Source organism: Streptomyces sp. NPDC052020, assembly GCF_040680575.1.
Lineage (GTDB): Bacteria > Actinomycetota > Actinomycetes > Streptomycetales > Streptomycetaceae > Streptomyces.
The window spans coordinates 12,700-30,060 of the sequence record NZ_JBFAWY010000048.1 but is presented as its reverse complement, the minus strand read 5'-3'; the positions used below and the strand labels follow the sequence as shown (position 1 = coordinate 30,060).

Annotated in this window: 13 protein-coding genes and 1 tRNA gene; 8 read left to right on the top strand and 6 right to left on the bottom strand. The window is 75.2% G+C overall.

Translation table 11 applies throughout. The features are described 5' to 3' along the window. The first annotated feature begins 188 nt into the window (after positions 1 to 188). From AB0L74_RS31525 to AB0L74_RS31510, 4 genes are all read left to right on the top strand, one after another. Entirely contained in the window at positions 189 to 1,010 is an 822-nt protein-coding gene (locus AB0L74_RS31525) for an AfsR/SARP family transcriptional regulator (RefSeq protein ID WP_365659979.1), read from the top strand. Between the two features lie 992 nt (positions 1,011 to 2,002). Next, positions 2,003 to 2,824 carry an AfsR/SARP family transcriptional regulator gene (locus AB0L74_RS31520; protein ID WP_365659976.1) on the top strand — a complete coding sequence of 274 codons (822 nt, stop codon included), beginning with the start codon at positions 2,003 to 2,005 and terminating at the stop codon, positions 2,822 to 2,824. A 503-nt stretch (positions 2,825 to 3,327) separates the two neighbouring features. Continuing rightward, the gene (locus AB0L74_RS31515; protein WP_365659973.1) at positions 3,328 to 4,284 is read left to right on the top strand and encodes an SRPBCC family protein; all 957 of its coding nucleotides are present in this window, start codon (positions 3,328 to 3,330) and stop codon (positions 4,282 to 4,284) included. A gap of 768 nt (positions 4,285 to 5,052) precedes the next feature. After that, complete coding sequence (locus AB0L74_RS31510) at positions 5,053 to 7,176, top strand: condensation domain-containing protein (RefSeq protein WP_365659970.1); 2,124 nt, start codon at positions 5,053 to 5,055, stop codon at positions 7,174 to 7,176. 180 nt (positions 7,177 to 7,356) lie between these two features. Here AB0L74_RS31510 and AB0L74_RS31505 read toward each other — a convergent pair whose 3' ends face one another. Then, positions 7,357 to 8,382: an AfsR/SARP family transcriptional regulator gene (locus AB0L74_RS31505; protein WP_365659967.1), complete on the bottom strand. Its 1,026-nt coding sequence runs from the start codon at positions 8,380 to 8,382 to the stop codon at positions 7,357 to 7,359. 105 nt (positions 8,383 to 8,487) lie between these two features. Continuing rightward, positions 8,488 to 9,228: an alpha/beta fold hydrolase gene (locus tag AB0L74_RS31500; RefSeq protein WP_365659964.1), complete on the bottom strand. Its 741-nt coding sequence runs from the start codon at positions 9,226 to 9,228 to the stop codon at positions 8,488 to 8,490. 641 nt (positions 9,229 to 9,869) lie between these two features. Between AB0L74_RS31500 and AB0L74_RS31495 the strand changes: the two genes are divergently transcribed. From AB0L74_RS31495 to AB0L74_RS31485, 3 genes are all read left to right on the top strand, one after another. Further along, positions 9,870 to 11,660 (top strand): acyl-CoA dehydrogenase, encoded by a 1,791-nt coding sequence (locus tag AB0L74_RS31495; protein WP_365659961.1) that lies wholly within the window; start codon positions 9,870 to 9,872, stop codon positions 11,658 to 11,660. Positions 11,661 to 11,727: 67 nt separating this feature from the next. Next, entirely contained in the window at positions 11,728 to 12,087 is a 360-nt protein-coding gene (locus AB0L74_RS31490) for an acyl carrier protein (RefSeq protein WP_365659958.1), read from the top strand. Then, positions 12,084 to 12,986 (top strand): 4'-phosphopantetheinyl transferase superfamily protein, encoded by a 903-nt coding sequence (locus AB0L74_RS31485; protein WP_365659955.1) that lies wholly within the window; start codon positions 12,084 to 12,086, stop codon positions 12,984 to 12,986. Before AB0L74_RS31490 ends, AB0L74_RS31485 begins: the two co-directional genes overlap by 4 nt. 343 nt (positions 12,987 to 13,329) lie before the next feature. Here AB0L74_RS31485 and AB0L74_RS31480 read toward each other — a convergent pair. Beyond that, positions 13,330 to 13,416: transfer RNA gene (locus AB0L74_RS31480), tRNA-OTHER, on the bottom strand. A gap of 236 nt (positions 13,417 to 13,652) precedes the next feature. On the opposite strand from AB0L74_RS31480, the gene AB0L74_RS31475 reads away from it, so the two are divergent. Further along, positions 13,653 to 14,087: a hypothetical protein gene (locus tag AB0L74_RS31475; RefSeq protein ID WP_365659952.1), complete on the top strand. Its 435-nt coding sequence runs from the start codon at positions 13,653 to 13,655 to the stop codon at positions 14,085 to 14,087. 496 nt (positions 14,088 to 14,583) lie between these two features. Here the strand turns inward: AB0L74_RS31475 and AB0L74_RS31470 are convergent, their stop codons facing one another. The 3 genes from AB0L74_RS31470 to AB0L74_RS31460 form a co-directional block, all read right to left on the bottom strand. Continuing rightward, entirely contained in the window at positions 14,584 to 15,414 is an 831-nt protein-coding gene (locus AB0L74_RS31470) for an alpha/beta hydrolase (protein ID WP_365659949.1), read from the bottom strand. A 162-nt stretch (positions 15,415 to 15,576) separates the two neighbouring features. Beyond that, on the bottom strand, positions 15,577 to 16,368 hold the full coding sequence (locus tag AB0L74_RS31465) for a thioesterase domain-containing protein (RefSeq protein WP_365659946.1): 792 nt from the start codon (positions 16,366 to 16,368) through the stop codon (positions 15,577 to 15,579). Continuing rightward, positions 16,365 to 17,351 (bottom strand): LLM class flavin-dependent oxidoreductase, encoded by a 987-nt coding sequence (locus AB0L74_RS31460; protein WP_365659943.1) that lies wholly within the window; start codon positions 17,349 to 17,351, stop codon positions 16,365 to 16,367. Before AB0L74_RS31460 ends, AB0L74_RS31465 begins: the two co-directional genes overlap by 4 nt. Positions 17,352 to 17,361 lie beyond the last annotated feature (10 nt).

The window sequence follows — 17,361 nt, the reverse complement described above, 5'->3', positions numbered from 1 at the left end:
CGCTCAACAGAGCCTCGAGGACGGCTCGCCGGAACGCCGCAGGCGGGCGGCAGGACAGTCGATCCCCCTCCCAAAAATACAAACCAGCTATGCGGTTTTGTATTGACAGGGGGTCCGGCATCTTCTTGAATCTGTGTGTGGTGGGGATCGCCCCCGCGAGCGGCATCATCCACGTTCAGGGAGACGCTGTGGACATCGACGTACTCGGCGCGTTGGCGGTACAGGAGAACCAGGTCTCCATCACGCCCACGGCCCCCAAGCCACGGCAGGTCCTTGCCCTGTTGGCGCTGCACGCCGACCGGGTGGTGCCGGTCTCGGCCCTGATGGAGGAGCTGTGGGGCACCACGCCGCCGCGCAGCGCCCGTACCACCTTGCAGACCTACGTCCTGCAACTGCGTGAACTCATCACCGTCGCCCTGCGCAACGACCCGGCGGGACGCAGCGCCAAGGACGTGCTGGTGACCACCCCCGGCGGCTACCTGCTGTGCGGCGGGGGCGGCCGCAGCGACGTCCGCGAGTTCGAGCGGCTCGCCGGAGCGGGCTACCGGTGCATGGACGCCGGCGACTTCCCCGGCGCGGCACGGCAGCTGAACGAGGCGCTGCTGCTGTGGTCGGGGACCCCGTTCGCCGACGTGCAGGCCGGCGCGCAGCTGGAGATGGAGATCAAACGGCTGGACGAGAGCCGGCTGTGCGCACTGGACCAGCGCATCGAGGCCGACCTGCGGCTCGGCCGGCACCGCGAGGTGCTGGCCGAACTGACCGTCTTAGTCAACCGCTACCGCACCCACGAGTCCCTGCACGCCCAGTTCATGCTCGCGCTGCACCGCTCCGGACGGCGCGGCGAGGCCCTGAGCGTGTACCAGGGCCTGCGCTCCACCCTCGTCCGCGAACTCGGCCTGGAGCCGTCCGCGGCGCTGCGGCGGCTGCAGCGCTCCATCCTCATGGCCGGCCCCGAGTCCATGACCGCGGTGCCCGACAGCGTCACCGAACGGCTCGCCCCCACCAGCTGACCACCACCCCCGGCCCCGCCCCCCCCGGGGCGTGTTCGCCCGCCGCCGCGGTTCCGCGGCGGCGGGCGAACACGCGTGCAGCCCCCGACGGCGGCACGGAGGCCCGCCCGGCACCCGCCCCGTGCCCGCCGCCCGCCGGCACCGGGCGGTCCTCCGGCCCCCGGGGCGGGCGGCGGACGGGCGCTCGCCCCGGGCCGGGCAGGGGGACGGGACCCCGGCTCCGGGCCGGGCAGGGGAAGGGGCCCCGGTACCGGGCGGGTGGCGGACGGGCCCCGGCAGCGGACGGGGGGGGAGGGCCAAGGGCGGGTGCCGGCTCCGGGCCGGGGGGGGAGAGAGACGGGCGGGCCCCGGTAACGGGTGGATGGTGGTCGGGAAGCCGGCGCTTGGGCAGGGGGGGCGAGCGGGCCGGGCCGGTGTGCGCGGCACCGGCCCGCCGCCCGCTGCCCGTCTCCGACCCGCCCACCACGCGGTGCCCGGCGGCCGAGAGCCGGCCCGGGGGCGCGCAGCCCAAAGCCCGGGCCGGGCGGCCGGCGCGGCGCGGACCGGGCGCGGATGGCACCGGCGGCGCGGGCCCGGCGGCGGCGCGGGCCGGACGATGCGGGCGGCACCGGCACCGGCACCGGCACCGGCACCGGCACCGGCAGCGCGGGGCCGGGCCGCGCCGGCCGCGCCGCATACCGCTCCAATCCCCGCAACCCCCCTTTCTTTTCGGCGTCCAGATCCCCTTCTCTCTCTTTTTTGGTTTTCGCGTTCCCGCGGCGCCGCCGTGCTGAAAGGAACGAGCGGGAACAGCGCGGCGCGATATCCGCGCGAGCCGGGCTCCAGGCGGCGTTCGTTTTTTCTTGAGTGCCCCGTTCACGGCCCGCCGGGCCCGGTTGGAATGCCCTTGAACCCTGGTCGACGGAAAGGGGGGTGTCGGGCAATTCCGGCTAGTGTGCTCGCGGCGACGGGATCGGTCACTGAGAGAACTCGACGAGATACGGAGGAAACCAGTGAAGATTCAGGTTCTGGGACCGTTGAGTGCCGAGGTCAACGGGGGATCGATTGTCCCGACGGCCGGCAAACCACGGCAGATTCTGTCTCTGCTCGCTCTCTACCCGGGACGGGTCATGCCCGTTCCCATGCTCATGGAGGAGATCTGGGGAACCGAGCCGCCGCCCAGCGCGCTCACCACCCTGCAAACCTACATCCTCCAGCTGCGCAGGCGGCTGGGCACCGCGATGGGGCCCGACGCCCCCGGCGCGGCCAAGGAAGTCCTCGCCACCCGGCACGGCGGCTACCTGATGCAGATACCGGCCGAGAGCGTCGACGTCCACGAGTACGAACGCATGGTCACCGAGGGACGGTCCGCCTTCGAGACCGGCGACGACAACGGCTCGGCCGACTGCTTCCGCCGGGCACTGGCACTGTGGCGCGGACCCGCACTGGTCGACGTACGGGTCGGACCGATCCTCGAGATAGAGGTCATGCGCCTGGAAGAAAGCCGGCTGGGCACCGTCGAACGCCGCATCGACGCCGACCTGCGGCTGGGCCGGCACTCCGAACTCATCGCCGAACTCACCGAACTGACCGCCCGCTACCCCCAGCACGAAGGACTGCACTCCCAGGCCATGGTGGCGCTGTACCGGTCGGGCCGGCAGGCGTCCGCCCTCGACATCTACCGCAAGCTGCGCATCCGCCTGATAGAGGAACTGGGCGTCGAGCCGTCACCGCAGGTACAGCGGCTGCACCAGGCCATGCTGGCCGTCGACCCCCAGCTCGACGTCGCCGCCGGACCACGGCGCAGCTCCACGTTCGACCTCTACGCCGCCTGACCGCCTGAACAGCCACCCCTGCCGCATCCCCCGAAGACGCGCCACCCCCGCCCCACCGGACTGCCCCGCCCCCTCCCGCCGCGCCCCCGCCCCACCGGGGTGCCGCACTCCTCCTCGCCCCGCCGCGCCCCCGCCCTGCCGGGGTGCCGTACTCCTCCTCGCCCCGCCGCGCCCCCGCCCTGCCGGGGTGCCGTACTCCTCGCCCCGCCCTGCCTTTCTGCGCGCCCGTCCCACCGGGTGCCGTACTCCTCTCTCCTCGCCCCGGTGCGCCCTTGTGGTGCCGCGCCTTCACATCCCGCCGCGCCGGCCCCGCACCCTCCCCCGGGGGCTGCCGGGCTGCCGGGCTGCCGGGCTCCGGGGGGCGGCTCGAGCGGGATTCCGGTGGATGTCGAGCGGCTCCGGAGAGCCTGTGTCGGAATACGGCCGTCCGGAAGGCGTGCCGGCCGTGTGCCCCGCGCACGGTGGCCGGGCGGCCCCTTTTCCGAGGAGAGAAGGTGGTCTTGGTGCCGGATGAGCGTGTACGCCGTCTTTCGCACGCGGTCGATGTGGCCGCGCCCGCGGGAGTTGTCTACGGGTTGATCGCGGATGCCGAGCGCTGGCCGCTGTACTTCCCGCCGAACGTGTACGTGGAGCGGCTCGACTTCGACGGCGTCCGCGAGCGGCTGCGGATGTGGTGCCTGGCCGACGGGCAGGTCAAGTCCTGGACGTCCGGGCGTGTCCAGGACTTAGCGCGGCGCCGGATCTCCTTCCACCAGGACCAGATCATGGAGCCCGCGGAGTCGATGGGCGGTGTCTGGTCCGTGCAGCCGCTCGGGCCCGACCGCTGCCGGCTGACCGTGGAGCACGAGTTCACCGCCGCGGGCGACCGGCCCGAGGACGTGGCCTGGCTGGAGCAGGCCACGATCGCCAACGCCCACTCCGACCTGAGGAGTCTGCGGTTCCTGGCGGAGCGGTGGGCCCGGCTGGACGAACTGGTCCTGTCGTTCGAGGAGTCGGTGCGGGTCAAGGGGCCCGCCGAACTCGTCTACGGCTTCCTCTACGACGTGGCGGACTGGCCCGGACAGGTCCCGCACGTGCGCCGCGTCGACCTGGCCGAGCCCCAGGTGGGGGTCCAGAAAGTCACCATGAGCCTGGCCGAGGCCGGCGGCGGCGCCCAGACCGTGGAGTCGGTGCGGGTCTGTTTCCCGCACGCCGGGCGCATCGTGCACAAGGACACGGTGACCCGGAAGCTGGTCGCGGCGCACTGCGGCGAGTGGTCGCTGGTCCCCGACGAGAGGGGCGTCACCGTGGTGTCCCAGCACCACGTCGTCCTGCGTGAGAAGGACATCGCCCGGACACTGGGCGCCGGCGCCACCCTGGAGGACGCCCGCCACCAGGTCCGCGCGCAGCTCGGCTACGAGAGCACGCAGACGCTGCGGCTGGCGCAAAAGCACGCCGAGTCGGCCGTACGCGTGCTGTGACACGGCGGACCGCCCCCGCGAGAGCGGCGCCCCCGGCCACAGGCACAGGCACAGGCACAGGCACAGGGGCAGGGGCAGGGGCAGGGCGGCGGGGGCACGGCCGCGACCGGGCACGGCCCACGGGCCGGGGCGGCGTCACAGGCCCTGGCCCGTGGACCATGGCCCACAAACGGCGGACGGCGGACGGCAGTCGACAGGTGGCGGACGGCAGATGGCGGACGGCAGTCGACAGGTGGCGGACGGCAGATGGCGGCCGGCAGGTGGCGGGTGCCGGGCGGCCGGCGGCGGGCTGGTCGAGGAATCCGCCAGGCGGCCTTGGAAACGGCTGGAGCCGGTGCCGCCCCCGCCCGCCCCCTGCCCGCCCCTCACCCGTGTGCTGTCCGTCCCGCCGGGCAGGCCCGGGCCGGGCTGACCTGGCCTGCCTCGAGCCAGGCTCCGGTGGCTGCCCCTTGCATGGAGTTCCGCTCCGGCACCGGGCCGGGCAAGAGCGGCGGGCGCGAAACAGGCGGGAGCGGGCATGAGACCGGGTATGGCAGCACCTACCGGCACACCACCGCGGCAACCGGCCCGCCGGGACACGGCCCGCCCGGCCGCCCGGCCGTCCGCCCGGCCCGGCCACGCGCCGGTACCGGGGGCGCGCCGGCCCGGTGTCAGCGGCGTGTCAGCCTCCCGTGGGGCCGCGGCCCATACTCGAACCCTGCGCTCGAAGGAGAGGAGGGAGGGGCCTTCGCCGTCGCCTCGCGCGGGCGCACGGGCCCCGCGGAGCCGATGACCGTCGAACGCAACGTGGATGTGTCGCTGACCGCAGTGCTCGCCCTCAACGGACCGGTACCCAGCGCCCCGTCCACCCTCGAACTGCGCGGCCCGCTGCGCACCGTGCTCCTGGAAGCCGCGCTCGCCCGCGTCGCCGCCGACCGGCCCGAGCTGCGCGACATACGGCCCCGGACACTGCGGGACGAACCGGGCCGCCACGTCCTCGAACTCGACGCCGCCTACCCCCTGGGCGTGCTCGCCGACCTGCTCACCGCGGCCACCACCGAACCGGCCGGCAACCCCGGCATCCCCGGCAACCCCGGCAACCCCGGCGGGGCCGGTGCCGTCACGCACCGCACCCCCGCCCCGCGGCCACCGGGCCCGGGGCTGCCGGAGCCGCTCGCGCTCACCCCGCTCCAGCACGAACTGCTCGCCCACCGCCCCCACCAGCAGGTCGCCCAGCTGGCGTGGCGCTGGCACGGGCCGCTGGACACCGGCCGGTTCACCGCCGCCTGGCAGTCCGTCTTCGACCACGAGACCGTGCTGCGCGCCGCGTTCGCCTGGGACCCCCAGCCCAGGATCGCCCTGCACACCCGCGCCCGCCCCGAAGTCGTCCGCCACGCGCACGGCACCCTGACCCGGCGGGCCCTGATGGAACAGGAACGCGGACGCGGCTTCGACCTCGCCCGGCCCGGCCTGCTGCGCGCCGCCCTGCTGGACGGCGAACCCGCACCGCACCACACCGGCCACATCCCGCCCACCGACGTCGTCCTCACCTACCACCGCGCCCTGCTCGACAGCTTCAGCGTGCGCCTGCTGCTGCAGGAATTCCACCGCGCCTACCTCGCCGCCGGCACCGCGCACGGCGGCGAACGCCGCCCCGACCTGCGGGACTACCGGCGCTGGCTGGCCACCCAGGACCCGGCCCCGGCCCGGGACTTCTTCACCCGCACCGGCGGCGGCTTCGGCGCCGGGCTGCCCCGCGCCCGCCCCGGCGCCGTCACCGGCCGGCACGGCACCGGCTGCACCCTGGCCCGCCTCACCCACGCCGAAGCCGCCCGCCTGGCCCGCTGGGCGGCCCGCTGGGGCGCGACCGAGAGCAGCGCGCTGCAGGCCGCCTGGGCGATGCTCCTGTTCCGGGCGGGCGGCCCGGCGGGCGGCCCGGCCCCGGTCGGCTTCAGCGTCACCGTCTCCGGCCGCGGCATCCCGCTGGACGGCATCGCCCGCGTCCCCGGCCCCTTCGACAACCCGCTGCCGGTCAGCGTCGAAGTCGACCCCGCCGCCACGGTGCCCGCCCTGCTGCGCACCGTCCGCGACCGGGTCCTGGACATGAGCGCCTACGAATGGGTCACCGCCGGGCAGATCCGGCAGTGGCTCGGATACGGCACCGACGCGGACGCGCCCCAGACGCTGCTCTCCTTCGAACACCGGCCGCGCCCCGCCCAGGACCTGGCCGCGGATCTGGCCGCGCAGGGCATCCACGTGGAGGACGCCGACCCCGCGGGCATCCAGACCACCTTCCCGGTCAGCGTCGTCGCCCACCACGACAGCATGGGCGGGCTCGTCCTGACCTGCCTGCACGACCGGGGCCGGCTGCACGACGACCAGGTGGCGACGATGCTCGCCCACGGCGCCCAGCTGCTGCGCCGGCTGCCCGACGGCGCGGAGGAGACCACCACCGTCGCCCGGATGCTGTCGGAACTGGACGACGCCGCAGCGCCCCGCCTGCACGACCACCCCCCGGTCCCGGCCGAACGGCGCCTGACACGGCTGCGCGGCCCGTCGCGTCCCGGCGCCACGACCGTCTGCCTGATCGCCCCGCCGGGAACCCCCGACAGCTGCCACACCGAGCTGGCCCGCCGCTACCAGGGGCCCGAGGCCCTCACCGCGCTGCGGGCCGACGCGGCCGGCATGCCGGAAACCCTCACGGCGCTGCGGCCCCTGCTCGCCGCCGGCCAGCGCCTGATCCTCGGCGGGTTCTCCGGCTCCGGCGCCCTGGCCTGCGCACTGGCCCGGCACATCGCCGCCGACACCGGCACCGCGCCGCTGGTGGTGCTCGGCGCGGGCCACGACGCCGGTGACGACCGGGTAGGCGACCTGGCCCGCGCGCTCGGCGCGGTAGCCCGCCGCCCGGGATAGCCCCCGCCAGCCGCCGGCCACCGCCTGCGAAGGCGGCCGCCACCGGCCGCGGGGCGGCAGGCGGCGGCCGGGACCGGGGGCAGGGAACCGGGGGCGCCGGGGCCCCGGGGGGCGGGCGGGCGGTGTTCCGGTGCCCGCCGGCCTGCGCCCGCCGGGACGCGGCCGCAGAACAGGGTGCGGTCAGCGGCCGGCCACCCGGTCGCCGCCCGCCATGGCCGTCAGCTGCTCGAAACGGCGCACCAGCTGTTCCTGCTGGACCCTGAGACCCTCGATGCGGTGGTGCAGGCGGGCTATCTCGCTGCCCAGCGACAAAACCGTCGCCTCACCCTCACCCCCGCCCGGGCCGGGGCCGGGGCCGTCCTGCCAGGTCCGGGCCCGGGGCCTGACCGCAGGGCCGGGCAGGGCCAGGACCGGGTCCTGGCGCAGGATCGCCTCCATACGGCCGCGCAGCGCCGGACCGGGCTCGACGCCCAGTTCCCGTACCAGGCGCCTGCGCACACGGTCGTAGATGTTCAGGGCCTCCGCCTGCCGGCCGCAGCGGTAGAGCGCCACCATCAGCAGATCGTGGAACCGCTCCCGCATGGGGTGGTCGGTGGTCAGCTCCTCCAGCTCGCCGGTGACCTCGCCGTGCCGTCCCGCCCGCAACGACGCGTCGTACATCGTCTCCAGCGCCGTGATCCGGTGCTCCTCCAGCTGCGCCGCCTCGGCCGCGCAGATGTCACCGTGGGTGCTGCCCTCCAGGGCCGGGCCGCGCCACAACGACAGAGCCTCCCGCAGCAGTTCCACGGCCCGGGCCGGGTCGTGGGCGGCGGCCTGCCTGCCCTGGGCGGTCAGGGCGTGGAAACGCTGGGCGTCGGTTCCGGCCGGGCCCAGATGCAGCACATAGCCGAGCGAGCGGGTGGCGATCCACTCACGCGGCACACCCCCCGGCCCGCCCGGACCCCCCGAACCACCAGGACCGCCCGAGCCGCCGGGGCCGGGCAGGCGCCGCCGCAGCCGGGCCACATGGGCCTGCAGCGCGTTGGCCGCGTTGGCCGGCGGGCCGTCGCCCCACAGCTCGTCGATCAGCCGGTGCACGGACACCTCGCGCCCGGCCTTCACCACGAGCGCGCCGAGCAGAGCGCGCTGCTTGGCGCCGGTCGGAAGGATCCGCAGGCCGGTGCGCTCGTCCTGGATCTCCACGGGACCGAGGATCCGGAACTGCATCTGTCCCCCTCATGTCGCCAAGCAGGCAGTGGGTAACGGGCCGTCAGCTGCACGTGCGAACGCTCGGGTACCGGGCCGCGACGCATACCGGCCCCGGCGGCGCCCTCAGGACACCGCCGCGGCGGAGGCGAGCGCCGTGGCCACGTCCCGGCGGATCCACCCCAGCAGCGGCCCGGGATCGTCCTGGAAGTAGAAGTGGTCGCCGTCCAGGACCCGCAGGCCCAGGAAACGCCCGGTGTGCCGCTCCCAGCTGGCCAGCCGCTCCGGCGGCACGGACCTGTCCTCACGGCCCCCGAACACCGACACCGCCACCGGCAGCGCGGGCGTGGCGGGCCGCGGCCGCCAGGTCTCCACCAGGCGCAGGTCACCCCGGATCAGCGGCCCGTACAGGGCCCACAGACCGGGGTCGTCGAACACCTCGTCGGGGGTGCCGCCCAGCAGTTCCAGATGGGTCTGCAATTCGGCGTCGGGCAGGTGGTGATGCTGCCTGTCCTCACCCTGCGGCAGGGGCGCGCCGCGCGCGGACAGGCCCAGCCACACCGGCAGCCGGCTCCCCTTGGCGGCGAGCCGGACGGTCATCTCGTAGGCGACCAGCGCGCCCATGCTGTGCCCGAAGAACGCGTAAGGGCCCTTCAGATCGTCCTCCAGGCGGCGCAGGAAGAAGTCGGCGAGCCGGCCGGCGTCGTCCAGCTGCGGCAGATCCCCGAGCCGGCCCCGCCCGGGAGCGTCCAGGAGGCGCACGTCCCACCGCCCCGGCAGCAGAGCGGGCCAGTGGCGGTACGACACGTGGGAGCCGCCCGCGTGGTGGAACACGAACAGGCGCAGGTCCGGTGGGGTGCCGTCCATCGCTCTCCCTCTGTTTCGGGCCGCGTTTCCCCGCGGCCGTTCCCCGCGGCCGCCGGAAAGCCATGGCTGACGGCGGCCTGCGCTGTACGGGCCTTTTGACGCGCGGTATCTCACGGTGCGGGCCTTGCGCCGCGCGGAGTTCGTGCTGGACGGGGCGCGGGCCGGGCGCGGTGTTCCGCGACGGCCGCGCGGCGACGGACTCGGTTATCGGATGTACTTTCGGATCATAGTCGTTGACCGGAAAACCGTAAGCGGGCGCCGAAAGGACTCCGTCCGTGATGTGACCGTCCTCGAGTGCCTTTCAGTTCCGCGGCCCGCCGGACACCGCGTCATCTCCCGCCCACGCGCCCCGCCCCCGGAAAAAACAGCCCCGGTCCCCCCCTCCGCCCCCCGCTCCCCGCCCCCCCCCCCGGCGGTCCCGCGCCCCCCTTTGCGGCCCCGCCGCCCCCGTCCCCCGGGCGGGGCGGGCGGCCAGGGCACCGTGGCGGGAGAGGGGCCGGTCCGCGGGCCGGGCTGTGGGCAGCCCCGTGCAGGTCTCGAGCGGTCCTCCAGAGACCTTGGCCAGGCTCGACCCACGGAAGGTTTGCTTCAAGGCGGCCGCGGACGCGAAACGGGCCTGCCCGGCGGAAGGTGGCGGATCGATGGCACTGACGACGCTCGCCGTACAGGGGGACGAGACGGCCGCGCGGCCGCGGGTACCGGACCCCCTGACCTCCGAAGCGGCGGTGGCCGGCCGCGTCGCCGACCTGGAACGCCGCTTCGGCGACCCGTGGGACGCGGCCAACCCGCTGGGACACGCGGCCATCCTGGCCGCCGACGAGCGCGGGGCCCCGCACCGGGAGGCGGAGCAGCTCCTGGACGGCTTCGGCCTCAACGCCGAGTTCGTGCCCGCCGCCCTGGGCGGCCGGCTGGTCAGAGCCGACACCCTGGCCCGGGTCCTGCGGCCGGTGTTCCGCCGCGACCAGGCGCTGGGCACCGGATACGGCGCCTTCTCCGTGCTGGCCGGCGCCTCGGTGTGGGCGGCCGGCAGCCGCGCCCAGCAGCGCTGGGCGGCCGACCTGCTCCTGGGCGGCGGCCGACTGGCCGTCTCCTACCGCGAGATGGCACACGGCAACGCCTTCCTGCGCGACGAGTTCACCCTCACCCCCCGCGACGGCGGCCGCGTCCTGAGCGGCACCAAACGGGTCATCATCAACGCCGCCCGGGCCCGCGGCCTGGTCATCGTCTGCCGCAGCTCCCCCGACGGCGGCAGCCAGGCCCACTCCACCCTCCTGCTGGACCGGGCCGAACTGCCCGCCGGCCGGGTCCGGGACCTGGAGCGCTACCCGATGGTGGGCATGCGCGGCTGCCCGATGACGGGCCTGGAGTTCACCGACTGCCCGGTCGACGACAGCGCCCTGCTCGGCGAGGAAGGCCACGGCGTCGACCTGGCGCTGCGCTCCTTCGCCTTCACCCGCAGCATCCTGCCCTCGATGGTCCTGGGCGGCGGGGACACCGCACTGCGCACCGCGCTGCGCTTCGCCGACGCCCACGGGGTCGGCGGGCGGGCCGTGCAGCGCAACCCCCAGGCGCGGCGCACCCTGGCGGGCGCCTTCACCGACCTGCTGATCTGCGACAGCCTCGCCCTTGCCGCCACCCGGGCGGCCGGCCTCGGCCTGGGCGTCACCGGCGTCTACGCCGCGGCCACCAAGTACCTGCTGCCCATCCTGCTGCACGACGCCGTGCACGAGCTGTTCGTACTGCTCGGCTCCAGCATCTACATGCGCGACGGCGAGTTCGGCATCTTCCAGAAACACGTACGGGACCTGCCGGTGACCAGCCTCGGACACGCCGGGGCGGCCGCCGCGCTGTCCACGATCAGCCCCGAACTGTCCCTGCTGGCCCGCCGCTCCTGGCTGGCCGACGCCCCCCTGGGCGGCACGCTGTTCAGACTCCGCGACGAACTGCCCGCCCTGGACTTCCCGCGCCTGGGCACCCGGGCCGCCGCCGACCCGCTGTGCGCCGAACTCGTCGCCGCCGCCGACAGCCTGCCAACCGGCGCCGACAGCGACTTCACCGCCGTACTGCGGCCGATCGTGGGCCAGCTCACCGAGGAGCTGCGCAGGCTGCGCGAGGCCTGCGCGACCCTGGCGCCGCTGAGCCGCCACAGCCTGGCCAACCCGCACACCTACGCGCTGGCCGACCGCTACACCCTGGTCCTGGCCGCCGCCGCCTGCCTGGGCGTGTGGCGCCACCAGCAGGGCGGCCAGGACACCTTCCTGGCCGGCTCCGGCTGGCTGGTGACCGCCCTGCTGAGGATCTGCACCCGGCTGGGCATCGGCACACCCGCCCACGCGCCCGGCCCGGAGGCCGAGGTCTTCACCGAACTGTCGCGCCGCTTCGCGCAGTCCTCCAGCTTCGACCTGTACGACACCGCGCTGGCCGCCCGGTGACCTGCCGCCCGCGCCGCCCGGCAGCGGCCGCCCACCGCCCCAGGAACGACACCGACCGGAGGACAACATGAGTGAACTGCTGCTTGACCGGGTCGCCGACGACGTCGTCGCGGCACTCGAGACGGGGCTGCCCCCGGCCGGCGGGCACAGCCGGCTCTACGAGGACCTGGGCTTCGACTCCCTGATGCTCATCGAACTGGTGGACCGGCTGCAGGAGCGCCGCCCCGCCCTGGGCGACCTGCCGCTGCCCGACATGGTCGGCGCCATGGCGGACATCGCCTCCCTGACCGACTGGCTGCGCACCACGCACGAAGAACACCCCCGCCACCCGCACGCCCCGGCACTTTCCGGCAGCCCGGCACCCGCCGCCGGCGACGGGCACGGGACACACGCGCGCGGCGCGGAGGCCGAGGAGAACCCGGCGTGAGGACGGCCGGGGCCGCTCCGGCGACGCCGCCCGTGCCGTGCGCGATCGCCGAGCCCCTCCAGGTGACGCCCCAGGGCCCCTGGCACACCGTCCGGCGGGAACTGGCCGAACTGGGCAGCGTGGTGGTCTTCGCCCGCCTCGAGGACTGGCTGAGCGACTGGCAGCCCGGCACCGGCCTGGACTCCGCGCTGCCGGCGCTGCTGGGCCGCGACTGGGAACGCTTCCAGGCGATGACGAACCAGGACGTACGCGCCCGCTTCCTGGCCACCCGGCTGCTGCTGAAATACACCGCGGGCGCGGTCCTCGAAGCCCGCCCGGCCGACATCGACCTCGCCTACAAGCCCGGCGGCCGGCCCTACCTGCGCGGCTGCGACCAGGTCGACATCAGCCTCAGCCACACCGCCGACCTGCTGGTCGTCGGCATCACCCGGCGCGGCCTGATCGGCGTGGACGCGGAGCTGACCAGCCGGCAGCTGCGCGGATCGGCGGTGGAACGGCAGATCTGCACACCGTACGAGACGCGGATGCTGGACGGGACGGGCGACCAGCGGCGCAACGCGGCACTGGTACGGCTGTGGACGCTGAAGGAGGCCTACAGCAAGGCGATCGGGCAGGGGCTGCGGTTCCGCTTCACCGAGTTCGGGTTCGCGCCCGGGGCACGGCGGGTGCAGGTGCTGCGCCCGGACGGCACACCGGGCACCGGCGACGAGTGGAGCTTTCGCACCTGGTCGGTGGCCGGGCAGTACACGGTGAGCGTGGCACTGGTCGACCTCGGGTTCGACAACGCGGCCGATGTCGCCGCCCAGACCATGCTGGACGAGGGCATGGTCGACGCGCTGCTCCGGCAGCCGCACAGGACACGGGCCAAGACGCGGGGCGAGGTGAGCGGCTCGCGGTGAGCGGCCCCGCGCGGCCGGGCGGCCCCGGGGCCGTGTCCCGGGGCCGCTGCGGCGCATGACCGGGCCGCCGCTCGCGCCACCGCCGCATCCGGCGCGTCCGCTGCCGCCCGCGTCCCGAGCGGCGCCGTTCACCGCCCCCTTCGCACCCCGCCCGGCCACCCGGCCGGCACCGGACGCGCCGGATGCGGCGGGTGCCGGGGCGCGGTGGGCGGGGGTGGCGGCCGGCGGGCCGGCCACCCGCGGGACCGGCGGCGGCCCGGGGCGCGGGGGAGCGGGGATGGCCGGGCGCACACAGGACCGGCCCCCGAGGGGGGGCCGGTCCTGTGTCAGGGGGCTGGACGGGCGGAGAGGGCAGGATTCGAACCTGCGTGGGCTTGCACCCGACTGAAGCGGACTCCGGTCCCCGATAAGCCACTCCGGGCACCTCTCCCTGCCGTCGGGGATCGGCCCGGTCTCCCGGTCGCCGTTCCCTTTCCGACACCCACCAGCATGCCCCCCGGCCCTGACGCGGCGCTGACGAGCGGCTGACCCCCCCGCGGCCGCTTCCGCGGGGGTGTCCGCGCCGGCGGCGAGAGCGTGGTGCGAGGCCGGTGTCAGGGCCCGGTCAGAGCTCTGTGGCAGCGTCGCTTGAACGACCCCCCACCCCCAAGAAGACCGGGAGACATCATGACGACGAACCAGGCCACGGGCCTCGTGGGCGCGTCCGCCGCGGGCACCGCCGCCGCGGCCCGGCCACTGCGTCTGTTCCTCGCCCTCGACGCCGTGGTGACCGGAGCGTGCGGCCTGATCTACCTGCTCGCCGCCTCGCCCGTGGGCCGGCTGTTCGACCTCGACAGCGGCTTGCTGCGGGGCATCGGCGCCTTCCTGACCGTCTACGGCATCGTGGTGGCGGCGCTGGCCGCCAAGCCGCTGCCGCCGGCCGCGGCCACCAAGGCGGTGATCGAGGTCAACGCGCTGTGGGCGGTGGCCAGCATCGCCGCGGTCGTCTTCGGCTGGGTCGACGCCAACACGGTGGGCACCGTGTGGATCCCCTTGCAGGCGCTCGTGGTCGCCGGCTTCGCCGCCCTCCAGCTCAGCGGGCTGCGCAAGGCCCACGGCTGAGACACGCCCCGGGGGGCGTCCCGCCCCCGCGCACCAGACCCGCCCGGGCCCGGCCAGAAGCGCGGCGGAAACCGGGCGGACCGGGCGGCCCGGGCGGCCCTTCCAGGCGGCCCGGACCGGGCCGGAGCCCCCTGCCGGACCCGCCACGCACGAGACGAACCACCCCCCCCGGACGCACACACGCCCGCCCGGCACACCCCCCACCGGGCAGACCCGCCAGGCACACCCCGCCCGCCACACCACGCCGGGCAAGCCCGCCGGCAACCCCGGCGGTCACACTCCGGCGTCACGCACCGCGTGCACGTGACAGCGCCGCGCCCGCACCACCCCGATCCGGGTGGTGCGGGCGCGGCGTGTTCGGCCCCCCGGCGGTCCGGAGGGCCCACCGGCCGCCTGCCGCCCGCCTGTCCTCGGTCCCGGCCGGGCGGGACCGGCCGCCCGCCCGGCCCGCACACCGCCCCCCTCCGGGGAGGGGGGCGGCCCGGCGGCTGCGGGCCTACGGGCCGGCGAACTCCAGCAGCTGCTGGTTCAGGCGGTCCGCGTGGGTGGCGAACAGGCCGTGCGCGGCGCCCTCGTACACCACGGTCCGGCTGCCGGGGATCAGGGCCGCGGTGCGCCGCGCGCACAGCTCCAGCGGGGCGCTCGGGTCGCGGTCTCCGTGGACGATCAGTGTCGGCACGTCGACGGCGCGTACGTCGTCGCGCAGATCGTGCGTGACCAGGGTGCGGGTGACTTCCACCGTGGCGCGCGGGGAGCTGTCGAGGGCCTGCTGGGCCATCCAGTCCATCAGCTGGGGGGAGAGCGGGAGCGTTTCGGGCGTGGCCTGGAGGCCGCCGAAGAACGGGGCGGTGATCTGGGCGATGTAGCGGGCCCGGTCCGCGGTCATCGCGGCGGTGGTCTGTTCCAGGACCAGGGGGTCGATGCCGTCGGGGTTGTCCGGCGCGCGCAGCAGGCAGGGCGTGGTGGCGCACACCAGGGCCAGGCGTGCCACGCGGTGCGAACCGTGCCGGGCCAGGTAGCGCACCGCCTCGCCGCCGCCCATCGCGTAGCCGACGAGCGTGATCTCGCGCAGTCCCAGGTGGTCGATGAGGCAGGCGAGGTCGTCGGCCAGGGTGTCGTAGCCGTAGCCGTCCCAGGGCCGGTCGGAGCGGCCGAAGCCGCGCCGGTCCGGCAGGATGCAGCGCAGGCCGTGCTCGGCCAGGTAGGGGGCCTGGAACTCCCACATGCGGGAGTTCATCGTCGCCGAGGCCAGCAGGACGACCGGCCGGCCCGTCCCCCAGTCCTCGTAATACAGCTGCGTGCCGTCCTTGACCGTGACGAAGGGCATGGTGACCTACCAGATGACGGGATCGGGAGGGAAGAAGAAGGAAGGGCGGGGGAGAGGCGCGGGGGAGGCGGGTCCCGGCACCGCACACCGGCACCGCACACCGGCACCGCACTGGCACCCGGGCCGGGTGCCGGGTGCCGGTGTGCGGCCGGGGGCGGTCCCTCAGTGCGCCGTCCGCGTCGCGAGGTTCCGCAGGTGGCGGGAGAAGTCCGCGGTCACCGCCAGGGCGTGGTTGTCGATGTAGAAGTGGCCGCCGGTGAAGCCGCGGTGGCCCAGGTAGCGCGGGCTGCGGCCGGCCCAGTGGGTCATCGCGTCCGGGGCCTGTTGCAGCGGGTCGCTGTCGCCGCCGTAGGAGGCCAGCGGGCAGGACACCGTCGCGCCGTCGTCCTCGTACTGGGCGGAGACCCTGAGGTCGGCGCGGAGCGCGGGCACGATCAGCGCGAGCATCTCGGGGTTGTCGTAGACCTCGGCGGGGAACGAGCCCAGCTTTTTGATCCACTCCAGCATCTCGTCGTCCGGCATCCGGCTCTGTTCCTCGGTCGGTTTGAAGAAGCCGACCGGTGACCAGCCGGACATGCCCAGCACCAGGGGCTGGCGTTCGCCTTCCTCCTTCAGCCGTACCGCCACCCGGAAGCCGAGCTGGGCGCCCAGGCAGTGCCCGAAGATCGCGAAGGGCCGGTCGTCGTCCAGCTCGTCCAGGACCGCCTCGTACAGGCTGTCCAGCAGCGGCTCGAAGTCCTCGAAGGTGGCTTCCTCGCGCCGGTTGTGCCGGCCCGGCAGGGTCACCGCCTGCGCCGAGACCTCCGGCGGCAGCAGCTGGGGCCAGTCGCGGTAGATGATGGCGCCGCTGCCCGCGTGCGGCAGCAGGAAGAGCCGGACCCGGGCGTCGGGGTCGGCCTCGACGGGGTGGAACCAGGAGCCGGCCGTGGACATGTCCTGGCCGTGGCCGCTCACCGGGACATCTCCTTGAGGCGGGGCAGCACCACGTCGGCGATCTGCTTCAGCTGCGGCTCGCCGTCGAGCGAGCCGATCCGGATGATCAGGTGCCGGGCACCGGCCCGGACGTAGGCGGCCAGGGCGTCGGCGCATTCCTCGGCGCTGCCCCAGGCGTAGGCCTGCACCGCCGCCATCTGCTCCAGGGTGCGCCCGTAGTAGTGCCCGATGTAGTGCTCCAGCTCGGCGCGGGCGGCGGCGGGGTTCTCGTCGACCGTGATCGTGGCGTACAGCGCCGGGGTGACGGCGCCGGCCGGGCGGCCGGCCGCGGTGGCCAGTTCACCGATGTGCCGCCAGGCCCGGGCGTAGTCGTCGGCGCTGGGCAGGAAGGGCATCCAGCCGTCGTAGTGCCGGGCCACCCGCTGAAGGACGCGGGGGGTGTCGCTGCCGGCGAGCCACAGCGGCGGGCCGCCCGCACGGTGCGGTCCCGGCAGCCGGTCCAGGCCGGTGGCCTGCCAGTACCGGCCGGTGAAGTCGCGCTCGGCGCCGGGTTCCTTGGCGCGCCAGGCCTGCCGCCACAGCGCGACGGTCTCGTCGAGGCGGGAGGCGCGGCCGGCGAAGGAGGCGCCGACGGCGGCGAACTCCTCCTCGGTCTCCGGCATGGGGAAGCCCGAGCCCAGGCCGAGGACGAGCCGTGAGCCGGTGACGTGGTCCAGGCTCGCCGCCTGGTGCGCGCCGGTGAGCGGGTGGCGCAGCGCGGGGGTCAGGGCGGCGGTGCCGAGGGTGACGCGGCTGGTGACCGCGCCCGCGGCGGACAGGACGACCAGCGGGTCCAGGCGCGGGCGGGCGGTCAGCGAGTCGCCCGCCCACAGCGAGTCGAAGCCGAGCTGCTCGGCCTGCCGGGCGAAGTCGAGCAGCGGCGCCGCGGCGAAGCTGCCGTTGATGGCCTGCTCTCGCGTCGGCAGCAGCACGCCGACGGACGGGGGGCCCGATGAGGTGCCCATAGGTCCAACT

Coding starts and splice junctions, on each gene's coding strand:
- AB0L74_RS31510 (WP_365659970.1), top strand. CDS start 5,053: ATGACCGTCGAACGCAACGTGGATGTGTCGCTGACCGCAGTGCTCGCC.
- AB0L74_RS31460 (WP_365659943.1), bottom strand. CDS start 17,351: ATGGGCACCTCATCGGGCCCCCCGTCCGTCGGCGTGCTGCTGCCGACG.
- AB0L74_RS31505 (WP_365659967.1), bottom strand. CDS start 8,382: ATGCAGTTCCGGATCCTCGGTCCCGTGGAGATCCAGGACGAGCGCACC.
- AB0L74_RS31490 (WP_365659958.1), top strand. CDS start 11,728: ATGAGTGAACTGCTGCTTGACCGGGTCGCCGACGACGTCGTCGCGGCA.
- AB0L74_RS31500 (WP_365659964.1), bottom strand. CDS start 9,228: ATGGACGGCACCCCACCGGACCTGCGCCTGTTCGTGTTCCACCACGCG.
- AB0L74_RS31475 (WP_365659952.1), top strand. CDS start 13,653: ATGACGACGAACCAGGCCACGGGCCTCGTGGGCGCGTCCGCCGCGGGC.
- AB0L74_RS31495 (WP_365659961.1), top strand. CDS start 9,870: ATGGCACTGACGACGCTCGCCGTACAGGGGGACGAGACGGCCGCGCGG.
- AB0L74_RS31470 (WP_365659949.1), bottom strand. CDS start 15,414: ATGCCCTTCGTCACGGTCAAGGACGGCACGCAGCTGTATTACGAGGAC.